The organism is Synechococcus sp. CS-205 (assembly GCF_025128255.1).
In the GTDB taxonomy this organism is placed as follows: domain Bacteria; phylum Cyanobacteriota; class Cyanobacteriia; order PCC-6307; family Cyanobiaceae; genus Regnicoccus_A.
This window is the reverse complement of record NZ_JAHLZB010000044.1, coordinates 31933-53220: the sequence shown is the minus strand read 5'-3', so window position 1 is coordinate 53220 and position 21288 is coordinate 31933. Positions and strand designations below refer to the sequence as shown.

Sequence of the window (21288 nt, the reverse complement as noted above, 5' to 3'; positions counted from 1 at the left end):
TGGTTCTCAAACCAGGGAAACGGGCCTGCCCACCCCTTGCAACGCCAGCCGCTGGGCCAGCCGCCTGAGGTGCGCGGCCCACCCCGGCTACGCCGGGGTGGGGGTGCCGGGGGAATTACACCACTGCCGGGGACGCCAGCCCATCGAGCCGGAGCAATCACAGATGTAGATGAAGTGCAGCGGCCTGTTGGTGAGCCTGACGTTCGGAAAGGGCATCGAATCTGGGCTCCGCGGGAGGCTCAGGACTGCAGCTCGACCGCCCCGGCCGGTGTGGTGAGCCGCACCAGTGGCGCGAGATTACAGGCTTGTCCCGGTTCCACCGCCATCCGGTTGCCATTGCTGAGCTCGGCCCGCCAGGTCTGGCCGCTCAGGTTGCGCAGTCCCAGCAGAGTGGCATGGATGGGATGGGCCTCCACCTGTGCCAGCGGTGCTTTCAGCTGCAGGGGAAGCAGCCGGTCGAAATGGTGGGCATACAGAGCGTTGCCGGCCGCCGCCGTCACCAGGCCATGGGGCAGTTTCAGCCTGGCCGGGTGCGGCAATGGGCAGCCGCAGCTCCAGCACAGGGGGCCAGGATCGCTGGGGGCAGGGAACGTCTCCTGACCGCAGTGGGCGCACAGCTGACGCTGGTCGAGGGCCACGGCCAGGGCCGTCATCCACTGGCCGGTCAGCGCCCGTTGCTGGGGAGCCTGCAGGCCGGCCCCGAAGGTCTGCTCGAACAACTGCTTGATCGGCTCGGGGTAGATCGGCCAGGTGATCAGGGCGGCGGCGTGCTCGATCGGATCGGGCCTGTTGCTCGGATCGACCGGGTCGAAGATGAACAGCGGGTCTTCTCCGTAGAGCCGGCGGCGGGCGGGCTCATCCAGGCAACGGATGGCCAGTTCCCTGCGACCCCGCAGCGGGTCGTGGCGTGTGAGCAGCCGGAAGATCAGCACGGCCAGGGAGAACAGATCACTGTTGGCCCCCGGTCGGGCCAGGCCCATCAGGATCTCCGGTGCCATGAACCCAGGGGTGCCCAGCACGGCGCCCAGATCCCGCCCATCAACATCCACGTTGTCGTTGTCGCAGATCAGGATGCGGCCGCTGGAGGGGTCCAGGAACAGGTTGCCCAGGGAGATGTCCTTGTAACAGAGGCCCTTGAGGTGCAGGGCGTGGAAGGCCTCGGCCAGGAAGAAGCTGGCCCGCAGCACCTGCAGCAGGCTGATGGCCAGATGCCCGCCGACGTGCTCATGGGCTCCCACGAAGCCCGGCGGGCGCAGCTCCATCAGGTAGCCGAAGCCGGGATCCCTGCTGCGAAGTAACGGCACCGTTCCGGGGGCGGGCTTCACCAGGGCCAGCGGCCAGAGGAAGGCGTCGCTGGGGGTAGTGGCACGGATGCTTTCGCCCAGGCGCCGCTCCAGATGGGGATCGCGGGCGATGCACGCCGGCAGGTACCACTTCAGGGCCAGACGCTCGCTGGCCACCTCCACCTCGAACACCTGGCCCTGGGTGCCGCCCCCCAGCCCGTGAAGCACATGCACCGGGCCGGGGATTCCCTCCAGATCGAGGCAGGCGCCTTCCGGCAGGATCCAGGTCACGGTGGGTTGTCTGGGGGTTCAGGCCTCCAGACTCTGGCCGATGGCTTTGCGGATCCCATTGCGGTGGGAGAGGGCCGTCAGTCGGTTGGCGAAGCTGCGGCGCTGGGCGCGGCCGTCGCGAAGCACCACCGTCAGGGTGTGGTCCTTGCGGGAGCCCAGCAGGATCCAGCCGACCAGGGCCGCCACCTCCAGGGGCCAGAACAGGAGCGGGAATGGCAACAGCAGCAGGCCCCCCAGGCAGATCAGCAGCCACCAGCTGAAGATGTGCGGATGGCGGGGCAGGCTCTGCACCGTGGCCGATCGGATCTGATCCAGGGCGATCTGCTGGCCGCCGATGTCGAGGCTCGTCACCACCGGAGCCGAAGCCCGTGCCGACTCCCTGCGGGGAGTGTGGGCTCGCTGAGCATTCCCCTCCGCCGCTGGCTCGCCGGCAGCTTCCGCAGGTGCAGCCAGCTCGAAGATCAGCGCCGGACCGTTGACTCCCAGCCGGATCTCGTCGCCATGGGTCAGGGGCCTGCACTGCTGGAGGCGTTCCCCCCTGAGAAAGGTGCCATCGGCGCTCTGCCAGTCGCACACCACCCAGCTGCGCTGGCTGCTGGAGTGGCGGACCACGGCGTGGTGGGGAGAGAGCCCGGGCTGATCGGGCATGCAGAGGCGGTTGTTGCCCTCGCGCCCGATGGTGAGAGGCCGGGACGGATCGAGCCGGGCCACCTTCCCGGGTTGATCCCGCAGCCGCAGCCGGGCCTGAGGCGGGGTCATGGCCCTCCACGGCGGCGGCGCCACCAGAGGTGCCAGTCGTCCTGGATGTCACTCCACCAGCCGCCATCGCCTGAGCGGAAGGGCGTAACCCGGCCAGGAAAGAGCAGGGCCTTGCTGGCCAGAAGCAGGGCCACCAGCACCATAACCAGGAGCACCCAGCCCGGGATCGCCCCCACCCAGGTGGCGGCGAAGCTGGCCCGCACGGCATAGAGCCCGATCGTGATGGCCAGCCAGAGCCGGAAGGGCTCCCAGGGATCGCGCTGGCGCAGCACGGGGAGAGGAGATCGATGCGTTTAGCGTATCCCCGGGCCACGCCTGTTCACCCCCCGCATGGTCAACCCGTTCGTTCCTGAGAGCGACGTTGCGCAGGGCTCGGACCGGATCTCCGAGGAGCCGCCGACCAATGGCCACCGCGCCGCCTGGCGCCGTTTCCTCGCTTCCTTGAGCCAGGGGCCGCTGGAAAGCCGTCCTGGCGCCGTCCGTTCGGCCTGGCGCCCGTTGCTGGTGCGCCAGGCCGTGGCCGAGCTGTGGCTGGGGGAGCGGCGGCTGAGTCGCACCGTGCTGGGGGAGGGCCGCTACCGCATCGGCCGCGATCCCGCCTGCGAACTGCCGCTGGAGGCGGAGAGCCTCAGCCGGGTGCACGCCATCCTGGAGAAGCCGCGCCCCGATGAGCGCGACTTTGCCCTTGAGGATTTCAACTCCGCCAACGGCCTTTTCCACCGCGACCGCCGCATCCGTGCCATCCGCCTGCGCCACGGCGACCAGGTGCAGCTCGGCTCTCCCCTCAAGGGCGCTGCCCCTCGCCTGCGCTACCTGCACCCCCGCAGTCCGCTGGAGCAGGCGGTTCACCTGCTCGGCCTGGCCAGCCTGCTGGGGTCGGGCCTGCTGGTGGGCGGTCTGCTGCTGGTCTCTTCGGTCGGTGGCGGCTCCCGCATTCGCCTGATCTCCGGTCCGGTCAAGATCGTCTCGGCCTCGGGCCAGCAGATCGACGCCAGGGAGGGCTCGGCCACGGCTCTGCCGTCCCTGCAGGCCTATCCGCTCCACCTGCGCCAGGCCCTGATGGCCTCGGAGGAGGCACGCTTCGGCTGGAACAGCGGGGTGGATCTGTTCGGCACCCTGCGCTCGGCCCTGCTGGGCAGCGGTGGCGGCAGTGGGCTCACCCAGCAGGTGGCCCGCATCTATTACCCGGAGGTGGGCATCGACTACAGCCTCAGCCGCAAGCTGCGGGAGCTGTGGGTGGCCCTGCAGCTGGAGGTGGGCTACAGCAAGAATCAGATTCTCAAGATGTATCTGGACCGGGCCCATCTCGGCCTCGGCACCGATGGCTTCGAGCAGGCCTCCCGTCTCTACTTCCGCACGTCGGCCAGTGATCTGGATGTGGGTCAGGCAGCTTTCCTGGTGGGGCTGCTGCCCAGCCCCAACGGTTACAGCCCCTGCAATGCCAAGGACCCCACCGCCGGGAGGGAGCGCCGCGATCTGGTGCTCAAGCTGATGCACGAACAGGGCTACCTGGGCGATCAGCCGCTGATCGACGCCCAGCGGCGGCCCCTGAACATCGATCCCTCGGCCTGCCGCGACTCCAGTTTCTCCAGCTATCCCTTCTTCAGCGACTACGTGCTCGGTGAACTGGAGGGCACCCGCTTTGCGCTCAACCTCTCGGAGAAGACTTCGGGCGGCAACTACCACGTGGTGAGCACGATCGATCCCAAGCTGCAGCAGCTGGCCCAGCAGCAGTTGCAGCGCTTCCTCGAGGGGCCGGCAGCCCGGGTCGGACTGACCCAGGGGGCTCTGATCTCCCTCAATTTCCGCAGCGGCGAGATCCTGGCCTATGTGGGTGGCGGTGACTATTCCCGTTCCAGCTTTGACCGGGTGCAGGCCATGCGCCAGCCCGGCTCCACCTTCAAGCTCTTCCCCTACCTGGCGGCGCTCGAGGCCGGCGCCAGCCCCGATCAACCCGTCTCGTGTGCTCCCCTGGCCTACGTGGCGGGCTGTCGCCAGGGCGGCGGCAGCATCACCATGGCCAGCGGCTTCGCCGATTCCGAGAACGTGGTGGCCCTGCGCCTGGCCGAGAAGGCCGGCCTGAAGGAGGTGGTGCGCAAGGCCCGTCAGCTGGGGATCAGCACCCCCCTCGACGCCGACTTCAACACCATGCTGGGCGGCCGTGAAACCCTCCTCTATGAGATGGCCCGGGCCTATGCCGTGGTGGCCAACGGCGGCCGCAGCGTGCCCATGCACGGCGTGACCCGCATCTACGACCTGGGCATCTGCCGCTCGATCTACAGCCTCCCCTCCTGCCCGGATCGCGGGGTGACCACCCCCATCGGTGAGCAGCCGCGTCAGCTGCTGCGCGGGGAGGACGCTGCGGTGATGGATGATCTGCTGGCACGGGTGGTGCGCAGTGGGACGGGGCAGGCGGCTGCCGTGGTGGCCGATGCCCGAGGAAAGACCGGCACCACCGACAGGGGCGTGGACGTGCTGTTCATCGGTTACTCCCCGACCCTGGAGATCCTCACTGCCATCTGGATGGGCAACGACGACAACCGACCGGCCGAAGCCGCCAGCGGTGCTCTGGCGGCCGAACTCTGGGGGCGCTACATGGCGGCGGTCGGAGCTGGCCTGGGCCGGAGCTGAGGCCTGCCCTGCTGGGTCCGCTCCACTCAGGCGCCGCTGTCCCTGGCGCGCAGAGCCAGCTGCAGCAGGGTTTCCAGCCGGCTGTACACCGCCCAGCCCACGCCCAGGACCAGGCCCCACCACCACTGGCTGCTGAGCAACCGATCGAGGGGCCTGCTCTCGTCGTGCTCGCTCTGGCGGGGCAGCTGCCAGCCCAGCTGCAGGGCGCCGTACACCAGCAGCAGCACCCAGGCAGGAATCTCGATCGGACCGAGGCTGAAGGCCAGGGAACGCCAGTGAACCAGGCTTGAGGCGGCCGCCAGGCCGATCAGGGCACTGACCGCCCCAGCGGCCCCATCCCAGCGGCGCTCAGAGGTGCGCCGCATCGCCACCAGCAGTGCCAGAGCCGTGGTGGCCAGGCTGGTGAGCATGTAGCGCAGCACCACATCGGGCAGCGGCAGTGGCGAAGGAGCCCGCAGGATCAGCAGCAGCAGCAGCACATTCACCACCGCTTCGCCATGGCTGTGGTGCATCCAGGGGGCGCTGATCCAGCGCCAGGCCTGGCGGGGTTCGGTGGCGTCGGCCTGCTCCAGGGGCCACTGGCGTCGCGCGCGCTTCAGGGGGCCAAGGCTGAGGGCCTGCAGCAGGGCCAGGGTCAGTGCCAGCACCAGCCAGCCCTGCCAGTCCCACGACTTGAACAGCCAGTGGTCGAGTTCGCCGCTGAGCCAGCGCAGCACCAGAGCAGCCCCGGCCGCCACGGCCAGGCCGGGACCCATGGCCTGCAGCGACTCCCGCAGGGCCAGGCCCCAGGGATCCTGCGCGACTCTGGGAGTTGAGAACGGTGCGTTGGCCTTGGGGTCCTGCGCCAGGGAGACCGCCACACCTGTGGCCGCTTCCAGCAGGTCGAGAAGCTCCACCAGGACCGCCGGGGCGTAGGTGCTTCCGAGCTGCTGGGCCAGCAGCCGCACGGAGGTTTCGCGGCCCGCCCCGCTGTCACTGAGTGCGCGCAGGAAAAGCGGCTGGCCAGCCAGATCGCGCACGGGGCCCTTGAGGCCCTCCTCGGCCCCGAGCAGGTCGACGAGCCGGTTGGCCATGACCTTTCCGTTGGTGAGCCCCGGTGTGTCGGCCTCATGCCAGGCCCGGAGCTGCAGTCCGAGTTCACGCCCTTGGCCCTTCACCGGCCCACCGGGAGTGCTGTGTTCAGTTCTGTACCCATGGGCGCGAATCTATCGATCCCTGGAGGCCAGGCCGCTGTCGACTGGCTTGTGGCTGGCTTCCGCTTCGAAGCGTGCCGCCGCCGCTTCGGTGGCCTGGCAGCTGAACAGCTCCTCAGCCAGCTTCGGCGAGATGGTGAAGGTGGTCAGGCCGGCCGCCACCAGGCGGCTGAGATCACCCGGTGACCGCAGGCTGGCCACCAACAGCTTCAGACTCGATCCAGTGCGATCGACGCATTTCTGCATCGTGATCAGTTCCTGGTGGCCATCCCGCCCCAGGTCATTGATCCGACCGAGGTAGGGGGCGATGTAGCGGGCACCGAGGGCTGCCGCCACCAGTACCTGGGGCGCCTCGTAGCAGGCGGTGAACGTGAGGGGAATGCCCTGGCCGATCAGGGTCACCGCCGCCCTGGCGCCGGCTCTGGTCACAGGAATCTTGACCGTGATCCGTCCAGGGTCGAGCTCCGCCAGGGCCTGTGCGCAATCGATCAGCGCGCTGGGCTCACGCCCCCAGGCCTGCAGATGCAGCTCCTGGCAGCCCAGATCAAGGGCACGCCGGCTGAGGGAAGCCAGGGCGTCGATCCTGCAGGGCTGCCCTGCCTGGCGGAGCAGGGTGGGATTGGTGGTGATCCCGTGGAACAGGCCGCAGGGCATCCAGGTGGCCCAGTCCTCGGGATCAGCCGAGTCGAGGAAGAAACGAAGGCTCATGCAGAGCCCACCGAACTCAACTGACGCGGGTGGCCTGCAGCCTGGCGCGGGAGCGTGCCAGGTCCTGCATGGCCTTCACCTTCTCGGTGCTGGGGGGTTGACCTTCGAATCCTGCCGCTTTCTGCTCGGCCTTCTCGACCTCCTGCTCGGCCTTGCCGGCATCAATGCCGGAGCCGAGTTCTGCGCCGTTCACCAGCACCGTGACTTCATTGGCCTCCACCTCGGCAAATCCACCCATCAGGGCGATGCTGGTCCAGTCCTTGCCGGCCCGCAGGCGCATCACACCCACATCCAAGGCCGTGAGCATGGACACGTGGCCGGTGAGGATACCCACCTGACCGGAGGTGCTGGGGAGGATCACCTCGTCGGCTGTCCCGTCAAAGACGCTCTGGTCGGGGGCCAGAACACGCAGGTTGAGAGTCATGGGGGCGTGTGCTCAGGAAGCGGATGGGGTGGTGGGACTCAGCCCTTCTTGGCTTCGGAGGCGATCTTCTCAGCCTTCGCCTTGACCTGGTCGATCGTGCCGACGAGATAGAAGGCCTGCTCGGGGAGATCGTCGAGCTCGCCGGCCAGGATCATGTTGAAACCCTTGATGGTTTCCTCCAGCTTCACGTATTCACCCGACTGGCCGGTGAAGATCTCGGCCACGAAGAAAGGCTGGGACAGGAACTTCTCGATTTTCCGTGCCCGGTCCACCGTGCGGCGGTCATCCTCGGAGAGCTCGTCGAGGCCGAGAATCGCGATGATGTCCTGCAGTTCCTTGTAGCGCTGAAGGGTGCTCTGCACGGCCCGGGCCGTGCGGTAGTGCTCGTCACCCACCACCGATGGCTGAAGCATGGTGCTGCTGGAATCCAGGGGATCCACGGCTGGGTAGATGCCCTTGGAGGCCAGGCCACGGCTCAGAACCGTGGTGGCATCGAGGTGGGCGAAGGTGGTGGCGGGAGCCGGGTCGGTGAGGTCGTCGGCGGGAACGTAGACGGCCTGGATCGAGGTGATCGAACCCTCAAGAGTGGAGGTGATGCGCTCCTGCAGCTCACCCACGTCGGTGCCGAGGGTGGGCTGGTAACCCACGGCGGAGGGCATCCGGCCCAGCAGGGCGGACACTTCGGAGCCGGCCTGCACGAAGCGGAAGATGTTGTCGATGAACAGAAGCACGTCCTGCTTGTTCACATCGCGGAAGTGCTCGGCCATCGTGAGCGCCGAGAGGCCGACGCGCATGCGGGCGCCCGGGGGCTCATTCATCTGGCCGTAGCAGAGCGCCACTTTCGACTTGCTGAGGTCCTCGGAGTTGATCACTCCGGATTCCTTGAATTCCTCGTAGAGATCGTTGCCTTCACGGGTGCGCTCACCCACGCCACCGAACACCGACACACCGCCGTGCTCCTTGGCGATGTTGTTGATCAGCTCCTGGATCAGCACCGTCTTGCCCACGCCGGCGCCACCGAAGAGGCCCACCTTTCCCCCCTGGCGGTAGGGCGCCAGCAGGTCGATCACCTTGATGCCCGTCTCGAAGACCCTGGGCTTGGTCTCCAGTTCGGTGAGCTTGGGAGCGTCGCGGTGGATCGGAGCGGTGAGGCTGGTGGAGACAGGACCCTGTTCATCGACGGGCTCCCCGAGCACATTGAAGATGCGCCCCAGGGTGGCTTCACCCACGGGAACGGAGATGGGGGAGCCGGTGTCGAGAGCCTCCATGCCGCGCACGAGGCCATCGGTGCTGCTCATCGAGACGGCGCGCACCCGGTGATCGCCGAGCAGCTGCTGCACTTCAGCGGTCAGGGCGACGTCCTGTCCGGCTGAGTTCTTGCCTTCGATGCGCAGGGCGTTGAAGATCTTCGGAAGCTTGCCTGCAGGAAATTCAACGTCCAGGACTGGACCGATCACCTGGCGAACAACGCCTTTGGTGCCGGTGGAAGCGCCGGAGGTTGCGGGTGCAGCAGCCATAGGTAGTGAAAAGGATCGCGCAGCGGGAACACCCGCCTTAAGCGGCGCAACCTTACCACTCCAGCCACCGCCAGTCCCCTCAGATCCCTGCGCCGCTCCGGCTGCCGACGCTGGCAGCGGTTCGGTGACCCGCACAGGATTCCGATGGCGGGTCGGCATCGCCGCCGCCTAGGTTGGCGCTCAACGGGCCCGAGTGCCAACTCCCCGTTGCCGTGGCGCCGAAGGCGTCACTTTGTCGCTTTTGCATGGATTCATGGCTGCTGTTTCTCTGAGTGTTTCCACGGTCAAACCGCTTGGAGACCGCGTGTTCATCAAGGTGTCCGATTCGGACGAAAAAACGGCTGGCGGCATCCTTCTGCCCGACACCGCCCAGGAAAAGCCCCAGGTGGGTGAGGTGGTTCAGGTCGGCCCCGGCAAGCGCAGTGATGACGGATCCCGTCAGGCTCCTGAAGTGAGCGTGGGCGACAAGGTCCTCTACAGCAAGTACGCCGGCACCGACATCAAGCTTGGTGGAAACGAGTTCGTGCTTCTCTCCGAGAAGGACATCCTCGCCATCGTCAACTGATTGCTCGTCGTGTTCAGGGAAGATCCCAGAACTGAAGGCTTCGGTTCAACTTCCCCAATCATTTGTTTTCACTCTCTTAGCAAGGACATCATCGTTCCATGGCCAAGCGCATCATCTACAACGAGAATGCCCGCAGGGCTCTCGAGAAAGGCATCGACATCCTGGCCGAAGCCGTTGCCGTGACCCTGGGCCCCAAGGGTCGCAATGTGGTTCTGGAGAAGAAATTCGGCGCTCCCCAGATCATCAACGACGGCGTGACGATCGCCAAGGAGATCGAACTCGAGGACCACATCGAGAACACCGGCGTGGCCCTGATCCGTCAGGCCGCCTCCAAGACCAACGACGCCGCCGGTGACGGCACCACCACCGCCACCGTCCTGGCCCACGCCATGGTCAAGGCGGGTCTGCGCAACGTGGCCGCCGGCGCCAACGCCATCACCCTGAAGAAGGGCATCGACAAGGCTTCCGACTACCTCGTCAAGAAGATCGAGGAGCACGCTAAGCCGATCTCCGACTCCAACGCCATCGCCCAGGTGGGCACCATCTCCGCCGGCAACGACGAAGAAGTCGGCCAGATGATCGCCGATGCCATGGACAAGGTGGGCAAGGAAGGCGTGATCTCCCTGGAAGAAGGGAAGTCGATGACCACCGAGCTGGAGGTCACCGAGGGCATGCGCTTCGACAAGGGCTACATCTCGCCCTACTTCGCCACCGACACCGAGCGGATGGAAGCGGTGCTCGAGGAGCCCTACATCCTGCTCACCGACAAGAAGATCGGTCTTGTGCAGGATCTGGTGCCCGTGCTGGAGCAGATCGCCCGCACCGGCAAGCCCCTGCTGATCATCGCCGAGGACATCGAGAAGGAAGCCCTCGCCACCCTGGTGGTCAACCGCCTGCGCGGCGTGCTCAACGTGGCCGCCGTCAAGGCTCCCGGCTTCGGTGACCGCCGTAAGGCCATGCTCGAGGACATCGCCGTTCTCACCAATGGTCAGCTGATCACCGAGGACGCCGGCCTCAAGCTGGAGAACACCAAGCTGGAGATGCTGGGCACCTCCCGCCGCATCACCATCAACAAGGACACCACCACCATCGTGGCCGAAGGCAACGAAGTGGCGGTGAAGGCCCGCTGCGAGCAGATCCGCAAGCAGATGGACGAAACTGACTCCTCCTACGACAAGGAGAAGCTGCAGGAGCGTCTGGCCAAGCTGAGCGGCGGTGTGGCCGTGGTCAAGGTGGGCGCTGCCACCGAGACCGAGATGAAGGACAAGAAGCTGCGCCTGGAAGACGCCATCAACGCCACCAAGGCGGCCGTTGAGGAAGGCATCGTCCCTGGCGGTGGCACCACCCTGGCCCACCTGGCTCCGGCCCTTGAAGAGTGGGCCGCGGCCAACCTCTCCGGCGAGGAGCTGATCGGCGCCACCATCGTGGCCTCCGCCCTCACCGCGCCCCTCAAGCGCATCGCCGAGAACGCCGGTGTCAATGGCGCCGTCGTGGCTGAGCATGTCAAAGGCATGCCCTTCAATGAGGGCTACAACGCTGCCACCGGCGACTACGTCGACATGCTGGCTGCAGGCATCGTGGACCCCGCCAAGGTGACCCGTTCGGGGCTGCAGAACGCCGCCTCGATCGCCGGCATGGTGCTCACCACCGAGTGCATCGTGGCTGACCTGCCCGAGAAGAAGGAAGCAGCTCCCGCCGGCGGCGGCGGCATGGGCGGCGACTTCGACTACTGATCCGTCGCTCCGCGGCCGATCACGACGTTCCCGTCATCTGAATCCTCTGGTTGGGAGGGGGGCTGTGCCCCCCTCCTTTTTTCGTGCCCGGCCCGACTGCATCCTGCTGGCCCATGGCCGGCCGTTTCGATCTGGAACAACCAGGTGATCAGAGCCCCCGCCAGGCAAGGGATGGTGAGCAGCATCAGCAGCTGCTCACTGCCCCAGCGGTTGAGCAGCAGTGGAAAGCCAAAAGCCGTGAGCACGGCCCCCACCTTGCCGGCGGCGGCGGCGAGCCCGGCACCCTGCCCCCGGATGGCGGTTGGAAAGACTTCACCAGCGAGGAGATAGGTCTGGGAATTGGGGCCAAGGTTGGTCATGAACTGGAACAGCGCCAGTCCGCCCACCATCAGCGACCAGTGACCCAGGGGTGATCCTGGGGTTGGATGGCTTCCGCTGGCTGCCAGCAGAAGGCTGCCGGCGCAGCCGAGGAAGCCGGCCATCTGCAGGCGGATGCGACCCAGGCGGTCGGTCAGCAGGATCGCAGCAGCGATACCCAGCAGGAACGCCCCATTCACCAGCACGGCCCCTCGGGCAGCGAACAGCCGGCTGCCCAGGTCGCTGGCAGGGGCCAGCAGCAGTGGCGTGAAGATCCCCACCCCGTAGGTGGTGATGTCCTGCAGGAACCAGGGGATGGCGCTGAGAATCAGGGCCCGTTGCTGCCCTGATCCGAGGGGCCTCCACCAGCGTCGGTCGTCCATCGGCCCGGAGCCGGGGCCGGAGATCCTCTCCCTTGGGGGTGAACGGTCAGTCGCCGGGATGGGCCTCAGGTCCAGGTCCTGGCGATTGAGCAGTCGGCGCAGCTGGAATTCCGCCTCCTGGTGGCGCCCCTGGCTGATCAGCCAGGGAGTGCTCTCAGGCAGCAGCAACCGGGCCAGGGCCAGCAGCAGCACCGCACCTGCCGGCATCAGGTAAAGCACCCGCCAGGTCTCAGCCGCCGGCCAGCGCTGCAGGGCGCTGGCCGCCACAGCTGTCCCCAGTAGGGCGCCCAGGGCCTGGAAGCTGAAGGCTGCCAGCACCAGCCGGCCCCGCAGGACCGACGGAAAGCTCTCCGAGAGCACCAGATGGGCCGTGGGGTAGTCGGCGCCGAGGGCCATACCAGCCAGCACCAGCCCCGCCAGCAGCCAGCCAGGGCCTGGGCTCAGCCCCACCAGGAGCAGGGCTGCGACCAGGACCAGCATCTCCCCCACGAACACCGATTTTCGGCCGAACCGATCGGCCAGGGCCCCCAGCAGCAGGGCTCCCAGCAGAATGCCCATCAGGGTGGCCGCGCTCACGAGTCCCTGCGCCCTGGTGCTGAGCGCGAAAGTTTCCGCTATCAGCGGAAGGGTGATGCCCCCGCTGAAGATAATCAGCCCTTCGAACAATTTGCCGGCACTGGCCAGGGACCAGAGCAGCCACTGCATCCTCGAAACCGGGCCCGCCTCGATGAGGGCTTCAAGGCTTTGGGACTTCGCTGCCATCGGCGCAACTGAGCCCTCTCGGGGTGAAGGCTTCAGCTGGCCTTGAATTCCAGCGCCACCCCGTTGTTGCAGTAGCGCTTGCCGGTGGGCCGGGGGCCGTCATTGAAGACGTGACCCTGGTGGCCGCCGCAGCGGCTGCAGTGGTACTCGGTGCGGGGGATCAGCAGTTTGAAGTCGCTTTTGGTGGCGATGGCCTGCGGCAGTGGCTGCCAGAAACTGGGCCAGCCGGTGCCGCTGTCGTACTTCGCCGAAGAGCTGAACAGGGGCAGACGGCAGCCCGCGCAGAGGAATGTTCCCTGACGTTTCTCGTTGTTGAGCGGACTGGTGAACGGGCGTTCGGTTCCCTCACGTCGAAGCACGTCGTAGGCGGCCGGGCTCAGGCGCTGGCGCCATTCACTGTCGCTCAGCCGCCAGCTGGGATCCGAAGCCTTCGAGGCAGCCTCGGCCTTGGCGCCACCCCAGAGAGCACTGAACATGACGGCAAAGGAGGCCAGCAGCCCACGGCGTTTGATCGGATCCACAGGACGGGTTGGTGGTGAAGGGACGCTGGCCTGAAGGGCTGGCCTGAGGGGGGAACCTCAGCGCAACCAGCCTGCGCTGAGCACGATCGCCAGGCCGAGAAACAGGCCCAGGAGGGTCCAGCTGATCCGGTTGAGGGTGGCTTCGGCGCTGCGGGCGCTGCTGAACATCGAGCCACCGCTGCTGGCCAGGCCTCCCATGCCATCTCCCTTGGGGCTGTGCAGCAACACGCTGCCGATCAGCAGGACGCCGACGGCGGACCAGATCCAGGTGAGAACGGTTGTGATCATGGTTTCAACCTAACCAACCGATCAGACCTGGACGGCCTCGGCCAAGGCGGTCGTGGGGCTGGCCAGGTTGACCGGTTGCACCAAGGAGGTGCCGGACATGCTCTCGGGCTGAGGCAGGCCCAGGATCTGCAGGAGGGTGGGGGCGACGTCGGCGAGGCCACCACCCTGTCGCAGGTGTGGTGCGGCCCCATGACCCACGAGCTTGCGCTTTTCCCCCTCCACCAGGATGACCGGAACCGGGTTGGTGGTGTGGGCGGTCCAGGGGCGGCCATCCTCCGTTTGCATCAGCTCGGCATTGCCGTGATCAGCGGTGATCAGCACGGTCCCGCCCAGGCGGTTGGCGGCTTCTACAAGCCGTCCGACGCATCGGTCCACCGTGATGATGGCCTGCTGGGTGGCGTCCATCCGGCCGGTGTGGCCCACCATGTCGGGATTGGCGTAGTTGATCACCACCAGGGAGTACACGCCCTTGTTCAGGGCAGCGATGCAGCTGTCGGTGAGTTGTTCGGCCGACATCGCCGGGGCCTGGTCGTAGGTGGCCACCCGCGGTGATGGAACCAGGTGGCGGTCTTCACCGGGAAACGGTTGCTCGATGCCTCCGTTGAGAAAGTAGGTGACATGGGGATACTTCTCGGTTTCCGCCGTGCGCAGCTGGCGCAGCCCATGCTCGGAAACCACCTGCCCCAGCAAGCCATCGAGAGACTCAGGGGGGAAAGCCACCGCAACCGGCAGCGAGAGCTCGTACTGGGTGAAGGTGACCACGTGCAGGGGGGTGATGCGCTCGCGCTCGAAGCCATCGAAGTCGTCGAGCACCAAGGCGCGGATCAGCTGGCGAACCCGGTCGGGCCGGAAGTTGAAGCAGATCAGCCCGTCGCCTGGATTCAGGGAGCCGCCAGCGAGGCGGAGGGGTTCGAGGAATTCATCGTTGATCCCCTCGGCATAGGCCGCCTCGATCGCGTCCTGGAATGAGAGCGGACTGATTTCTCCCTCCTCGCTCAGCAGGCGGTAGGCCTTCTCGGTGCGATCCCAGCGGTTGTCCCGGTCCATGGCCCAGTACCGGCCGCAGATGGTGCTGATCCGTCCGACTCCGGCCTGCGCCACCTGGTCTTCGATGCACTCCAGGTAGGTGATCGCGTTCTGTGGAGGTGTGTCGCGGCCGTCGGTGATGGCGTGGATGCAGACGTCACGCAGCCCGCGGCCGGCGGCCCAGCGCAGCAGGCCTCCGAGGTGGTCGATGTGGCTGTGCACCCCGCCATCGGAGCAGAGGCCCAGCAGATGGAGGGTGCCGCCATCACGCAGCAGCCGATCGGCCAGGGTGTTGAGGGCGGGGTTGGCGGCCAGGCTGCCGTCGCGCACGGCCTTGCTGATCCGCACCAGCTCCTGGCGGATGATCCTGCCGGAGCCGATCGTGAGATGCCCCACTTCGGAATTGCCCATCTGGCCGTCGGGAAGGCCCACATCCCCACCGCTGGCCTGGATCAGGGTGTGGGGATAGGCCTCCCAGAGGGCGTCCATCACCGGAGTGCTGGCATGGAGGATCGCGTTATGGCTTTCGTCGTCGCGGAAGCCCCAGCCATCAAGGATGGCCAGAACCACGGGAGCCACGCCTTGATCGTTGCCCGACCGTGAAACTGACTCCTTGCGGGAGGGAAGAATTGGAGATCCGAAAGTAGGAATTGCGCTCACCCCTGACTGCCCAAATGGTCGTACAAGCGTGCTCCTGCTTCAATTTACTCCCGAAGGGTGGTCAACCTTGCAGGCGCCGCAGGGCGTCAGCTTTTGGGGACATACGAACGTCCATACGATGGAGAGACCAGATTCGGTTCTCTGTGAACATTCCGACCGGGCCGTCGTCTGATCCGCGGCGGGTGGAGATCCTCTCCTCCGATGATCTCGCCCGCACGGTGCGACGGCTTGCCTCCCAGGTGCTCGAGGGTGCCATCGACAGCAGGCAGCTGCTGCTGCTCGGCATACCGACCCGTGGTGTTGCTCTCGCCCGGGTGCTGGCCCAGCAGCTGGAGGAGCTCTGCGGTCACTCGATCGACCACGGAAGTCTCGATCCCACCTTCCACCGTGATGATCTCGAGCGGGTCGGCACCCGCCTGGCGGAAGCCACCCAGCTGCCCTCCGAGATCGAGGGGCGCCACCTGGTGCTGGTGGATGACGTGATCTTCACCGGACGCACCGTGCGGGCGGCCCTGGAGGCTCTGCACACCTGGGGCCGCCCCGATCTGGTGCGGTTGCTGGTGATGGTCGATCGCGGTCACCGGGAGTTGCCGGTCCAACCCGATTTCTGTGGTCGCCTGGTGCCCACCAGCCGCCAGGAGTCGATCCAGCTCTGCCTGCGTCAGACCGATGGCGAAGACGGGGTGTTCCTGATCCGCTCCAGCTGAACCGGTCGGCTCCACGGCCGCCGGCACGGCTCCGGGCGTTCAGCCCACGGTTTCGAGTTCGTCGGCCCGGAAGTGGGCGCGGAACCGGCCGAAAACCACGATCACCGGCAGGGTGGGGCTGATCGGCTTGCCCTTCCAGTCGTCGAGCACCTGCAGCACTTCACCCTGCTGACCCAGAAGATCGAAGGCCTTGCCGCGGTGTTCCGGGTGGGTGTACACAACCACGCTCTGGCAGACCTTGACCTGTTCTCCGGGCTTCATGCGCTGTGACCCACTGGAAGGGACAATCCTGTCATGGGCGGGAGAGAGGTCGGTCGTTGCTCTTGATCGGTGGCTTCAGCGGCGGCAAGTGGTTTCCGGACCCGCTTCGACCACCCGTCCGCCCAGCTCGTCGCAGGCCTTGGTGAAGGCGGTCCACTCGTCGACACCCTCAGCCAGGTGGCGTTGGACGGCGGCATCGAGGCTGGCGATCGGCACACTGTCGATCAGCTGACCCCCGTGGCTGTGGTGCTCCTGTTCCTTGGTCTTGAGCCCGGCGATCGCCTCATCCACCTGCTGGCGCAGGGGGGCTGAGGCCGTTTTCCACCAGGGGTGGTCGATCCGGTTGAGGGCGTCGAGGGCCTCCCACCAGCGTTTCTCATCCACCAGCTTCACGGCACGCTTCTGCTGCAGTTGATTGCGGGCCCAGAACTCGCGCAGGTTGTCGCCGAGGGCGGATCCGTCAGGCCGGTGATGTTCTCCCATCGGCTTGAGCAGGGCGAGGGCGCCCTCGAGGTCGCCCTGCTCGAAAAGGGCCCGGGCCCGGTCTTTGAGCTCCTGCTGCCAGGCCCGCAGTTGCTGGCGGTCGGCCTCGGTGCCCGCCGCTGAATTGGCCAGCAACAGTTGAAGCTTCAGCGCCTCCTCGGGCTCCTGCTCCCCCCAGAGCTGCTCCGCCCTCTGCCGGCGGCAGCGTCCCTGTTCCGCCGGCGCCCGGCCGCTCATCCAGCGCAGGGACTCCAGCTGGTCGCTGTAGCGCAGGCAATCGTCGAAGCGGCCTTCGTTGGCGGCCCGCTCCAGGCGCCTTGGCAACTGGGATTCCCACCACCAGGCACCTCCCACTGCGGCGGCCACCAGGCCGAGGGTGAGAGCCAGCCAGAAGCGCGGAAGCCTGTGGCGGCGGATGGCCAAGAGGGAAGGTGTGTATGGATGTTCCAGTTCTATGGACATCAGGGACTGCGGAACACGGTCAGGGGGCAGCCGGCGTGTCGTCCACTGGCTCTCGCCGGCCAGGCGCGGCTGTCGTGGGACCTCAGCGCACAGGACCGAGCACCCGCGCTGCCGCCACGGTGCCACTCAGCAGATCCTCACTTTCGAGCAGCAACTGGCCCTGATCGTCAATGCTGAAGCTGAGCTTCAGCCGGTCGATTCCGCAGCGGCCCGGAGGCTCGAGGGCCAGGGGGGCAGGCTGGTGGCTCCAGGGCTCAGTGCGGGCTTCCCCGGCGGGCCGCCGTCGCACCTGGGGAAGCCCGTCGATGAACACCACCTCACTGCGTTCCTCCTCGATCGGCTCACCGAGCACCAGCTCCAGAGTGGTCTGACCATCGCGGCTGCAGCTCAGCACCAGCTCCAGGGGCTGGTCGGTGGGCCAGCTCTGGCCAGCGAGGAACAGCGGGTGCCAGCGGTGTTCTCCACCCCGTTGATCCCAGCAGCGCAGGGACACACCCCTGGCCAGCACGTCCTTGAGCCGAACACCGGGTGTGAGGGCGAGGGCCCCGAGGGCCACCGCCTCCACCGGCCGCTGGTCGCGCAGGGGAATGGCACCGCAGCGCTCCAGAAGCCAGTGGCGAATGCTGGGCAGACGACTGGTGCCTCCCACCGGGAGCACGGCATCGATCTGCTCGGGTTCGATTCCCTTCGCCCGCGCCGAGGCCAACACCCGCTCCAGCAGCTCGTCGAGCAGCTCCAGCAGCCCCCTCTCGCGCAGGAGCCGATCGAGCTGGGGGCGGTCCAGGCGCAGGGGCCGGCTGCCTGCCTCCGCTGAGCTCCAGACACCCGTCACCTCCTCGGCGTCGCTGAGGCTGCACTTGAGCCGCTCGCTGGCCTCCAGCAGCGAGGGATCTGCCCCCAGGTCGGGAGCGAGCATCGCGGCGATCCAGTGGTCGATGTCGCGTCCACCGATGGAGGCGCCGGCTTTTCCGATCACTTCGGCACAGCGCAGGGCCTGGCGCCCGCCGTCAAGATCCCGTCCGCCGAAACGCAGCAACTGGGCGATCGGCGCCGCACGGCCCTCCCCGCCCTGGAGGGCCACGAGCGAGAGGTCGATCGTTCCCCCGCCCAGGTCCACCACCAACACCCGGCTGCCCGCCGGCAATCCCGCCCCGATGGCGGCTGCAGTGGGTTCATCCACCAGGGCCACCTCCTCGACCGGGATCTGCCGGCTGAGTTGCTGCAGCCACTGGCGATAGCCCCGGTAGCCCTCGATCGGTGCGGTGAGCACCAGGCGGGTGGGCGCCACCGCAGGGGGCAGGGCCTGCCAGAGCCGGGTGATCAGCAGGCTCCCGGCCTGCTCGGGTGTGAGCGGTTCCCGTGAGGGGCTGGCGGTGGTCGCCGCCTCTGGGGACTCCGCCTGCAGGGCACCGATCCTGCGCTTGAAGTCGCGGCAGAGGCCTGTTTCATCGGACGCGCTCAGGCCGGCGTCCAGCACCTGACGGCCGATCAGGGGTTGGGTGCTCTGGGGGCTGGAGAGCCAGATCAGGCTGGGGACGACACAGGGGTCGTCGCTGCTGAAGGGTGGAAGGGCCAGCAGTTGTGGTGCCCCGCCGCTGCTGGGTTGAAAGGCCAGCACCGTGGTGCTGCTGCCCAGGTCGATCGCCAGCGTGCCGGTCACGGCCATGGATGGGGGGCTGCTCCTGAGGGCTTGATCGGAAGCTGAACTAGACTCCACAAAACGAGTCCATTTCGATGTACACCGGACCGACTGTTCATCTCAAGGAGTTGGCCCAGCGGGCTGAAAGTCTGATCGGTCAGTCGAGCAACCGTTACCTCACCACCGTCCGCATCGCTTTCCGCGCCAAGCAACGGCGCTTCGATGATTTCGATGGGCTGCTCGAAGACTCGATGGTCAAGCCCGTGCAGCGGGCGATCGTTGAGCTCAGCGACGAGCAGGACCAACCCGATCTGTTGCCCGGCTGATCCTTGACAGCTGGCGGTTACAGCGCCGAGGGAGACGGTTGGAGACTGGCCTGGGACCCGTCCAAGGCCGCGTTTCCGGTGCTCATCGGAGGTGTCGGGTGGGCTGTCGAACTCACCCAGCCTGAAGCCAGCGGCCTGCGCGATGGCCTCGGCAGCCTGCTGGAGCAGCTCGGCGCCATCGCTGATCAGCTGATGGCCGAGGAATTGATCAGCCTGGAGCTGGAACGCGGTGGATGGTGGCTTGGACTCGATGGGAATCCTGAGTTCTGGGAGTTGCGCTGCATCCTCGCTCCCGCCCCTGGCCTGAGGGGCCTGGAGGGCGGCTGGGCGCCGGGGGCTGGCTCTGAGCTTGCGAGGGCTCTGATCTGTCTGCCCCTGTGAGACGGACCATTGGATTGGGCGCCGATCAGCACTGCTGATCGGCGTGGTCCTCCCCAGCCCAGGCTCTGTTGGACCTGTCTTTTTCACAGGTTTTCCACAGGTTCAGGCCCCGCGACAGGGATGGCGGCTGGTCGCTGGGGAGAAATCCGGGGCGCAGGCGTCTCCCCTTGACAGACGCCCCGTGCAAGTTCAAGGGCGCCGTTCGCTGAAGCTTCAAGTGGGCCTCGACCCTGCGGGGCATGGAGTCTCAGGGTTGGAAGGGTGCTGACGCTCCGCCGGGGACCCGATTTGACGCGGCCCCGGCGCTGTGGAGAACTGGGTGAACACACCAGCAGATCCCCCGTCCATGGACATTGCCCCGGTCATGACCGCCTCCGCCGCTTCGGCCACCCAGGCTGTCGAAGGCGAGTCGGATGTCGGGGTGGTGAGTTTTCGGGCCATGGTCCCCGAGGCTCTGCTCACCTCGATGGCCCAGTTCATCGACGCCCACCCGAACTGGGACCAGTACCGCCTGTTCCAGGCCGCTCTGGCGGGCTTCCTGGTTCAGAACGGGGTTCAGAGCCGGGCCGTCACCCGGTGTTACGTGGCCAACATGTTCCAGAGGGGGGGAGAGGTGCTGCCGGCTCAGACAGCACCGGCCCGACCGGCCCGGTCCTCGGCTCCGAACAGTCCCCTGTAGCCGGCGGTCAGGGTGCAGAGGGCCAGGGGCCAGCTGGCGAGCAACCCCAGAGCCAGGGGCCAGGCGATCAGCAGGGCCAGCCCGAGGGGCAACAGCACGATCAGGGCCAGGCTGATGCTCAGGGCCAGCTGGTGCCAGCCATGGGAGGCCACCTGTGCCTGGCCGCGGCGGAAGGTCGCAACCGGAGGCAGCCCTCCCACCACCGCCAGGGGCAGGTGAAAGATCTGCGCCACCACCAGGGCCATCAGCAGGGCGGCGCCGGTCAGCAGCGGCACCAGGGCCAGCCAGGGATGGATCAGACTCAGCAGACCGGCCGCCAGCCCTGAGGTGGCCAGGATCAACAGGTTGAGCAGCAGCAGCAGCAGCGCCACGCCCAGCAGACGCCCCATGGCGGCCATCTGCCAGCTGGCCAGGTCGGCCAGCCGAGGCTGGCGGCCTTCCAGGGCGATCCAGGCGCCCCGCAGCAGCCCCACGTTCAGCCAGAGAAGGCTCACCACGCTGAGCATCAGCCCCACCAGCACCATCGTCATGGAGACCGCCACAGGGCCCTCGCCCAGGGCGAGGGCATCACTGGCCCGGTTCTGCAGCAGCTGGCCGATCAGTTGAGTGCTGCCGCCCAGCAGGGTGAACCCGCTGAACAGCCATGGGGCTCTCCGGTAGGCCGCCCTCCCCTGCTTCAGCCAGCCGCCGACCGCCGCGATGGCGGCCGCTCCCTCCCGGGCGCTTGCCGCCAGTCGGCCCCCGCGCCCCCGGGGCTCGGGGGTCATACGGCAGAAGGTTCCAGCCGCTCGAGCAGCCGCCGGGCCGTGGCCTCGGGCACCGGCAGGATGGAAAGGCGGTTTCCCCGGCGCACCACGGCCAGCTCCTGCTCATTGAAGCTGCTGCGCAGTTCCTCAAGGCTGAGCAGCCGTGGATAGGTGCGGCGGTGGGCCAGGCGGACGCAGTCCCAGCGGGGTGCCTGAGCTGTTGATGCTGGATCGAAGTACTTCGAGTCTGGATCGAACTGGGTCGGATCGATCAGCCCGGTTTCGATCACCTCCATCAGGCCGATGATGCCGGGGGGCTTGGCGTTGGAGTGGTAGAAAAAGGCCTGATCACCAACGGCCATCGAGCGCATGAAGTTGCGGGCCTGGTAATTGCGGATGCCGTCCCAGAGAGTGCTGCCCTCGCGCTCGAGGTGGCTGATGCCATACACATCCGGCTCACTTTTCATCAACCAGTAAGCCATCGCGCTTGGAGAGGCCCCGTG

Annotated in this window: 23 protein-coding genes; 7 read left to right on the top strand and 16 right to left on the bottom strand. The window is 67.1% G+C overall.

The genetic code is table 11. The features are described from left to right. Window positions 1-239: 239 nt before the first annotated feature. Genes KQ297_RS11125 through KQ297_RS11115 form a run of 3 tightly spaced genes read right to left on the bottom strand, consistent with a single transcriptional unit; the run spans window position 240 to window position 2605 of the window. Window positions 240-1574, bottom strand: coding sequence for a protein kinase domain-containing protein (locus KQ297_RS11125; RefSeq protein WP_259739471.1), 1335 nt, complete (start codon window positions 1572-1574; stop codon window positions 240-242). Window positions 1575-1592: 18 nt separating this feature from the next. Then, window positions 1593-2333 (bottom strand): FHA domain-containing protein, encoded by a 741-nt coding sequence (locus tag KQ297_RS11120; protein ID WP_259739470.1) that lies wholly within the window; start codon window positions 2331-2333, stop codon window positions 1593-1595. After that, window positions 2330-2605: a hypothetical protein gene (locus KQ297_RS11115; RefSeq protein WP_185465067.1), complete on the bottom strand. Its 276-nt coding sequence runs from the start codon at window positions 2603-2605 to the stop codon at window positions 2330-2332. Before KQ297_RS11115 ends, KQ297_RS11120 begins: the two co-directional genes overlap by 4 nt. A gap of 58 nt (window positions 2606-2663) precedes the next feature. Here KQ297_RS11115 and KQ297_RS11110 point away from each other — a divergent pair, with 58 nt between their 5' ends. Next, window positions 2664-4964, top strand: coding sequence for a transglycosylase domain-containing protein (locus tag KQ297_RS11110; RefSeq protein WP_259739469.1), 2301 nt, complete (start codon window positions 2664-2666; stop codon window positions 4962-4964). A gap of 26 nt (window positions 4965-4990) precedes the next feature. On the opposite strand, the gene KQ297_RS11105 is transcribed toward KQ297_RS11110, so the two are convergent. Genes KQ297_RS11105 through atpD form a run of 4 tightly spaced genes read right to left on the bottom strand, consistent with a single transcriptional unit; the run spans window position 4991 to window position 8806 of the window. After that, on the bottom strand, window positions 4991-6121 hold the full coding sequence (locus KQ297_RS11105) for a rhomboid family intramembrane serine protease (protein WP_259739468.1): 1131 nt from the start codon (window positions 6119-6121) through the stop codon (window positions 4991-4993). A gap of 48 nt (window positions 6122-6169) precedes the next feature. Continuing rightward, a complete protein-coding gene (locus KQ297_RS11100) occupies window positions 6170-6865 on the bottom strand; it encodes a transaldolase family protein (RefSeq protein WP_259739467.1) in 696 nt (231 codons plus the stop codon). Window positions 6866-6881: 16 nt separating this feature from the next. Continuing rightward, complete coding sequence (gene atpC / locus KQ297_RS11095) at window positions 6882-7289, bottom strand: ATP synthase F1 subunit epsilon (protein WP_185465064.1); 408 nt, start codon at window positions 7287-7289, stop codon at window positions 6882-6884. A 38-nt stretch (window positions 7290-7327) separates the two neighbouring features. After that, the gene (gene atpD, locus KQ297_RS11090; protein ID WP_259739466.1) at window positions 7328-8806 is read right to left on the bottom strand and encodes a F0F1 ATP synthase subunit beta; all 1479 of its coding nucleotides are present in this window, start codon (window positions 8804-8806) and stop codon (window positions 7328-7330) included. A gap of 253 nt (window positions 8807-9059) precedes the next feature. On the opposite strand from atpD, the gene groES reads away from it, so the two are divergent. Next, a complete protein-coding gene (groES, locus tag KQ297_RS11085) occupies window positions 9060-9371 on the top strand; it encodes a co-chaperone GroES (RefSeq protein WP_185465164.1) in 312 nt (103 codons plus the stop codon). A 98-nt stretch (window positions 9372-9469) separates the two neighbouring features. Further along, complete coding sequence (gene groL, locus KQ297_RS11080) at window positions 9470-11104, top strand: chaperonin GroEL (protein WP_259739465.1); 1635 nt, start codon at window positions 9470-9472, stop codon at window positions 11102-11104. Here the strand turns inward: groL and KQ297_RS11075 are convergent. The 4 genes from KQ297_RS11075 to gpmI form a co-directional block, all read right to left on the bottom strand. Then, a complete protein-coding gene (locus KQ297_RS11075; RefSeq protein WP_259739464.1) occupies window positions 11098-12606 on the bottom strand; it encodes an MFS transporter in 1509 nt (502 codons plus the stop codon). The two genes, groL and KQ297_RS11075, sit on opposite strands and share 7 nt — an antisense overlap. 32 nt (window positions 12607-12638) lie before the next feature. Then, complete coding sequence (gene msrB, locus KQ297_RS11070) at window positions 12639-13082, bottom strand: peptide-methionine (R)-S-oxide reductase MsrB (protein ID WP_259739475.1); 444 nt, start codon at window positions 13080-13082, stop codon at window positions 12639-12641. A gap of 102 nt (window positions 13083-13184) precedes the next feature. Further along, window positions 13185-13415: a preprotein translocase subunit SecG gene (gene secG, locus KQ297_RS11065; protein ID WP_185465060.1), complete on the bottom strand. Its 231-nt coding sequence runs from the start codon at window positions 13413-13415 to the stop codon at window positions 13185-13187. 21 nt (window positions 13416-13436) lie between these two features. After that, window positions 13437-15011, bottom strand: coding sequence for a 2,3-bisphosphoglycerate-independent phosphoglycerate mutase (gpmI, locus tag KQ297_RS11060; protein WP_259739463.1), 1575 nt, complete (start codon window positions 15009-15011; stop codon window positions 13437-13439). 233 nt (window positions 15012-15244) lie between these two features. On the opposite strand from gpmI, the gene pyrR reads away from it, so the two are divergent. After that, window positions 15245-15808, top strand: a complete 564-nt coding sequence (gene pyrR, locus KQ297_RS11055; RefSeq protein WP_259739462.1) for a bifunctional pyr operon transcriptional regulator/uracil phosphoribosyltransferase PyrR — start codon at window positions 15245-15247, stop codon at window positions 15806-15808. A gap of 39 nt (window positions 15809-15847) precedes the next feature. Here pyrR and KQ297_RS11050 read toward each other — a convergent pair whose 3' ends face one another. The 3 genes from KQ297_RS11050 to KQ297_RS11040 all read right to left on the bottom strand — a co-directional run bounded on the left by KQ297_RS11050 (window position 15848) and on the right by KQ297_RS11040 (window position 18680). After that, window positions 15848-16069: a ferredoxin-thioredoxin reductase variable chain gene (locus KQ297_RS11050; RefSeq protein WP_185465057.1), complete on the bottom strand. Its 222-nt coding sequence runs from the start codon at window positions 16067-16069 to the stop codon at window positions 15848-15850. 75 nt (window positions 16070-16144) lie between these two features. Then, entirely contained in the window at window positions 16145-16975 is an 831-nt protein-coding gene (locus KQ297_RS11045) for a hypothetical protein (protein WP_259739461.1), read from the bottom strand. A gap of 121 nt (window positions 16976-17096) precedes the next feature. Continuing rightward, a complete protein-coding gene (locus KQ297_RS11040) occupies window positions 17097-18680 on the bottom strand; it encodes an Hsp70 family protein (RefSeq protein WP_259739460.1) in 1584 nt (527 codons plus the stop codon). A gap of 68 nt (window positions 18681-18748) precedes the next feature. Between KQ297_RS11040 and KQ297_RS11035 the strand changes: the two genes are divergently transcribed. The 3 genes from KQ297_RS11035 (at window position 18749) to KQ297_RS11025 (ending at window position 20039) form a co-directional block, all read left to right on the top strand. Continuing rightward, window positions 18749-18979, top strand: coding sequence for a DNA-directed RNA polymerase subunit omega (locus KQ297_RS11035; protein WP_259739459.1), 231 nt, complete (start codon window positions 18749-18751; stop codon window positions 18977-18979). A 3-nt stretch (window positions 18980-18982) separates the two neighbouring features. Further along, entirely contained in the window at window positions 18983-19360 is a 378-nt protein-coding gene (locus KQ297_RS11030; protein ID WP_259739458.1) for a DUF1818 family protein, read from the top strand. A 364-nt stretch (window positions 19361-19724) separates the two neighbouring features. Continuing rightward, entirely contained in the window at window positions 19725-20039 is a 315-nt protein-coding gene (locus tag KQ297_RS11025) for a DUF2811 domain-containing protein (RefSeq protein WP_259739474.1), read from the top strand. Here KQ297_RS11025 and KQ297_RS11020 read toward each other — a convergent pair. Continuing rightward, on the bottom strand, window positions 19985-20806 hold the full coding sequence (locus tag KQ297_RS11020; protein ID WP_259739457.1) for a hypothetical protein: 822 nt from the start codon (window positions 20804-20806) through the stop codon (window positions 19985-19987). The two genes, KQ297_RS11025 and KQ297_RS11020, sit on opposite strands and share 55 nt — an antisense overlap. Continuing rightward, window positions 20803-21267 carry an EVE domain-containing protein gene (locus KQ297_RS11015; protein WP_259739456.1) on the bottom strand — a complete coding sequence of 155 codons (465 nt, stop codon included), beginning with the start codon at window positions 21265-21267 and terminating at the stop codon, window positions 20803-20805. The genes KQ297_RS11020 and KQ297_RS11015 overlap by 4 nt, the downstream gene beginning before the upstream one ends. Window positions 21268-21288: the final 21 nt, after the last annotated feature.

Coding starts and splice junctions, on each gene's coding strand:
- KQ297_RS11120 (WP_259739470.1), bottom strand. CDS start 2,333: ATGACCCCGCCTCAGGCCCGGCTGCGGCTGCGGGATCAACCCGGGAAG.
- KQ297_RS11110 (WP_259739469.1), top strand. CDS start 2,664: ATGGTCAACCCGTTCGTTCCTGAGAGCGACGTTGCGCAGGGCTCGGAC.
- KQ297_RS11100 (WP_259739467.1), bottom strand. CDS start 6,865: ATGAGCCTTCGTTTCTTCCTCGACTCGGCTGATCCCGAGGACTGGGCC.
- atpC (WP_185465064.1), bottom strand. CDS start 7,289: ATGACTCTCAACCTGCGTGTTCTGGCCCCCGACCAGAGCGTCTTTGAC.
- atpD (WP_259739466.1), bottom strand. CDS start 8,806: ATGGCTGCTGCACCCGCAACCTCCGGCGCTTCCACCGGCACCAAAGGC.
- groES (WP_185465164.1), top strand. CDS start 9,060: ATGGCTGCTGTTTCTCTGAGTGTTTCCACGGTCAAACCGCTTGGAGAC.
- groL (WP_259739465.1), top strand. CDS start 9,470: ATGGCCAAGCGCATCATCTACAACGAGAATGCCCGCAGGGCTCTCGAG.
- KQ297_RS11075 (WP_259739464.1), bottom strand. CDS start 12,606: ATGGCAGCGAAGTCCCAAAGCCTTGAAGCCCTCATCGAGGCGGGCCCG.
- msrB (WP_259739475.1), bottom strand. CDS start 13,082: ATGTTCAGTGCTCTCTGGGGTGGCGCCAAGGCCGAGGCTGCCTCGAAG.
- secG (WP_185465060.1), bottom strand. CDS start 13,415: ATGATCACAACCGTTCTCACCTGGATCTGGTCCGCCGTCGGCGTCCTG.
- KQ297_RS11050 (WP_185465057.1), bottom strand. CDS start 16,069: ATGAAGCCCGGAGAACAGGTCAAGGTCTGCCAGAGCGTGGTTGTGTAC.
- KQ297_RS11040 (WP_259739460.1), bottom strand. CDS start 18,680: ATGGCCGTGACCGGCACGCTGGCGATCGACCTGGGCAGCAGCACCACG.
- KQ297_RS11035 (WP_259739459.1), top strand. CDS start 18,749: ATGTACACCGGACCGACTGTTCATCTCAAGGAGTTGGCCCAGCGGGCT.
- KQ297_RS11025 (WP_259739474.1), top strand. CDS start 19,725: ATGACCGCCTCCGCCGCTTCGGCCACCCAGGCTGTCGAAGGCGAGTCG.
- KQ297_RS11020 (WP_259739457.1), bottom strand. CDS start 20,806: ATGACCCCCGAGCCCCGGGGGCGCGGGGGCCGACTGGCGGCAAGCGCC.
- KQ297_RS11015 (WP_259739456.1), bottom strand. CDS start 21,267: ATGGCTTACTGGTTGATGAAAAGTGAGCCGGATGTGTATGGCATCAGC.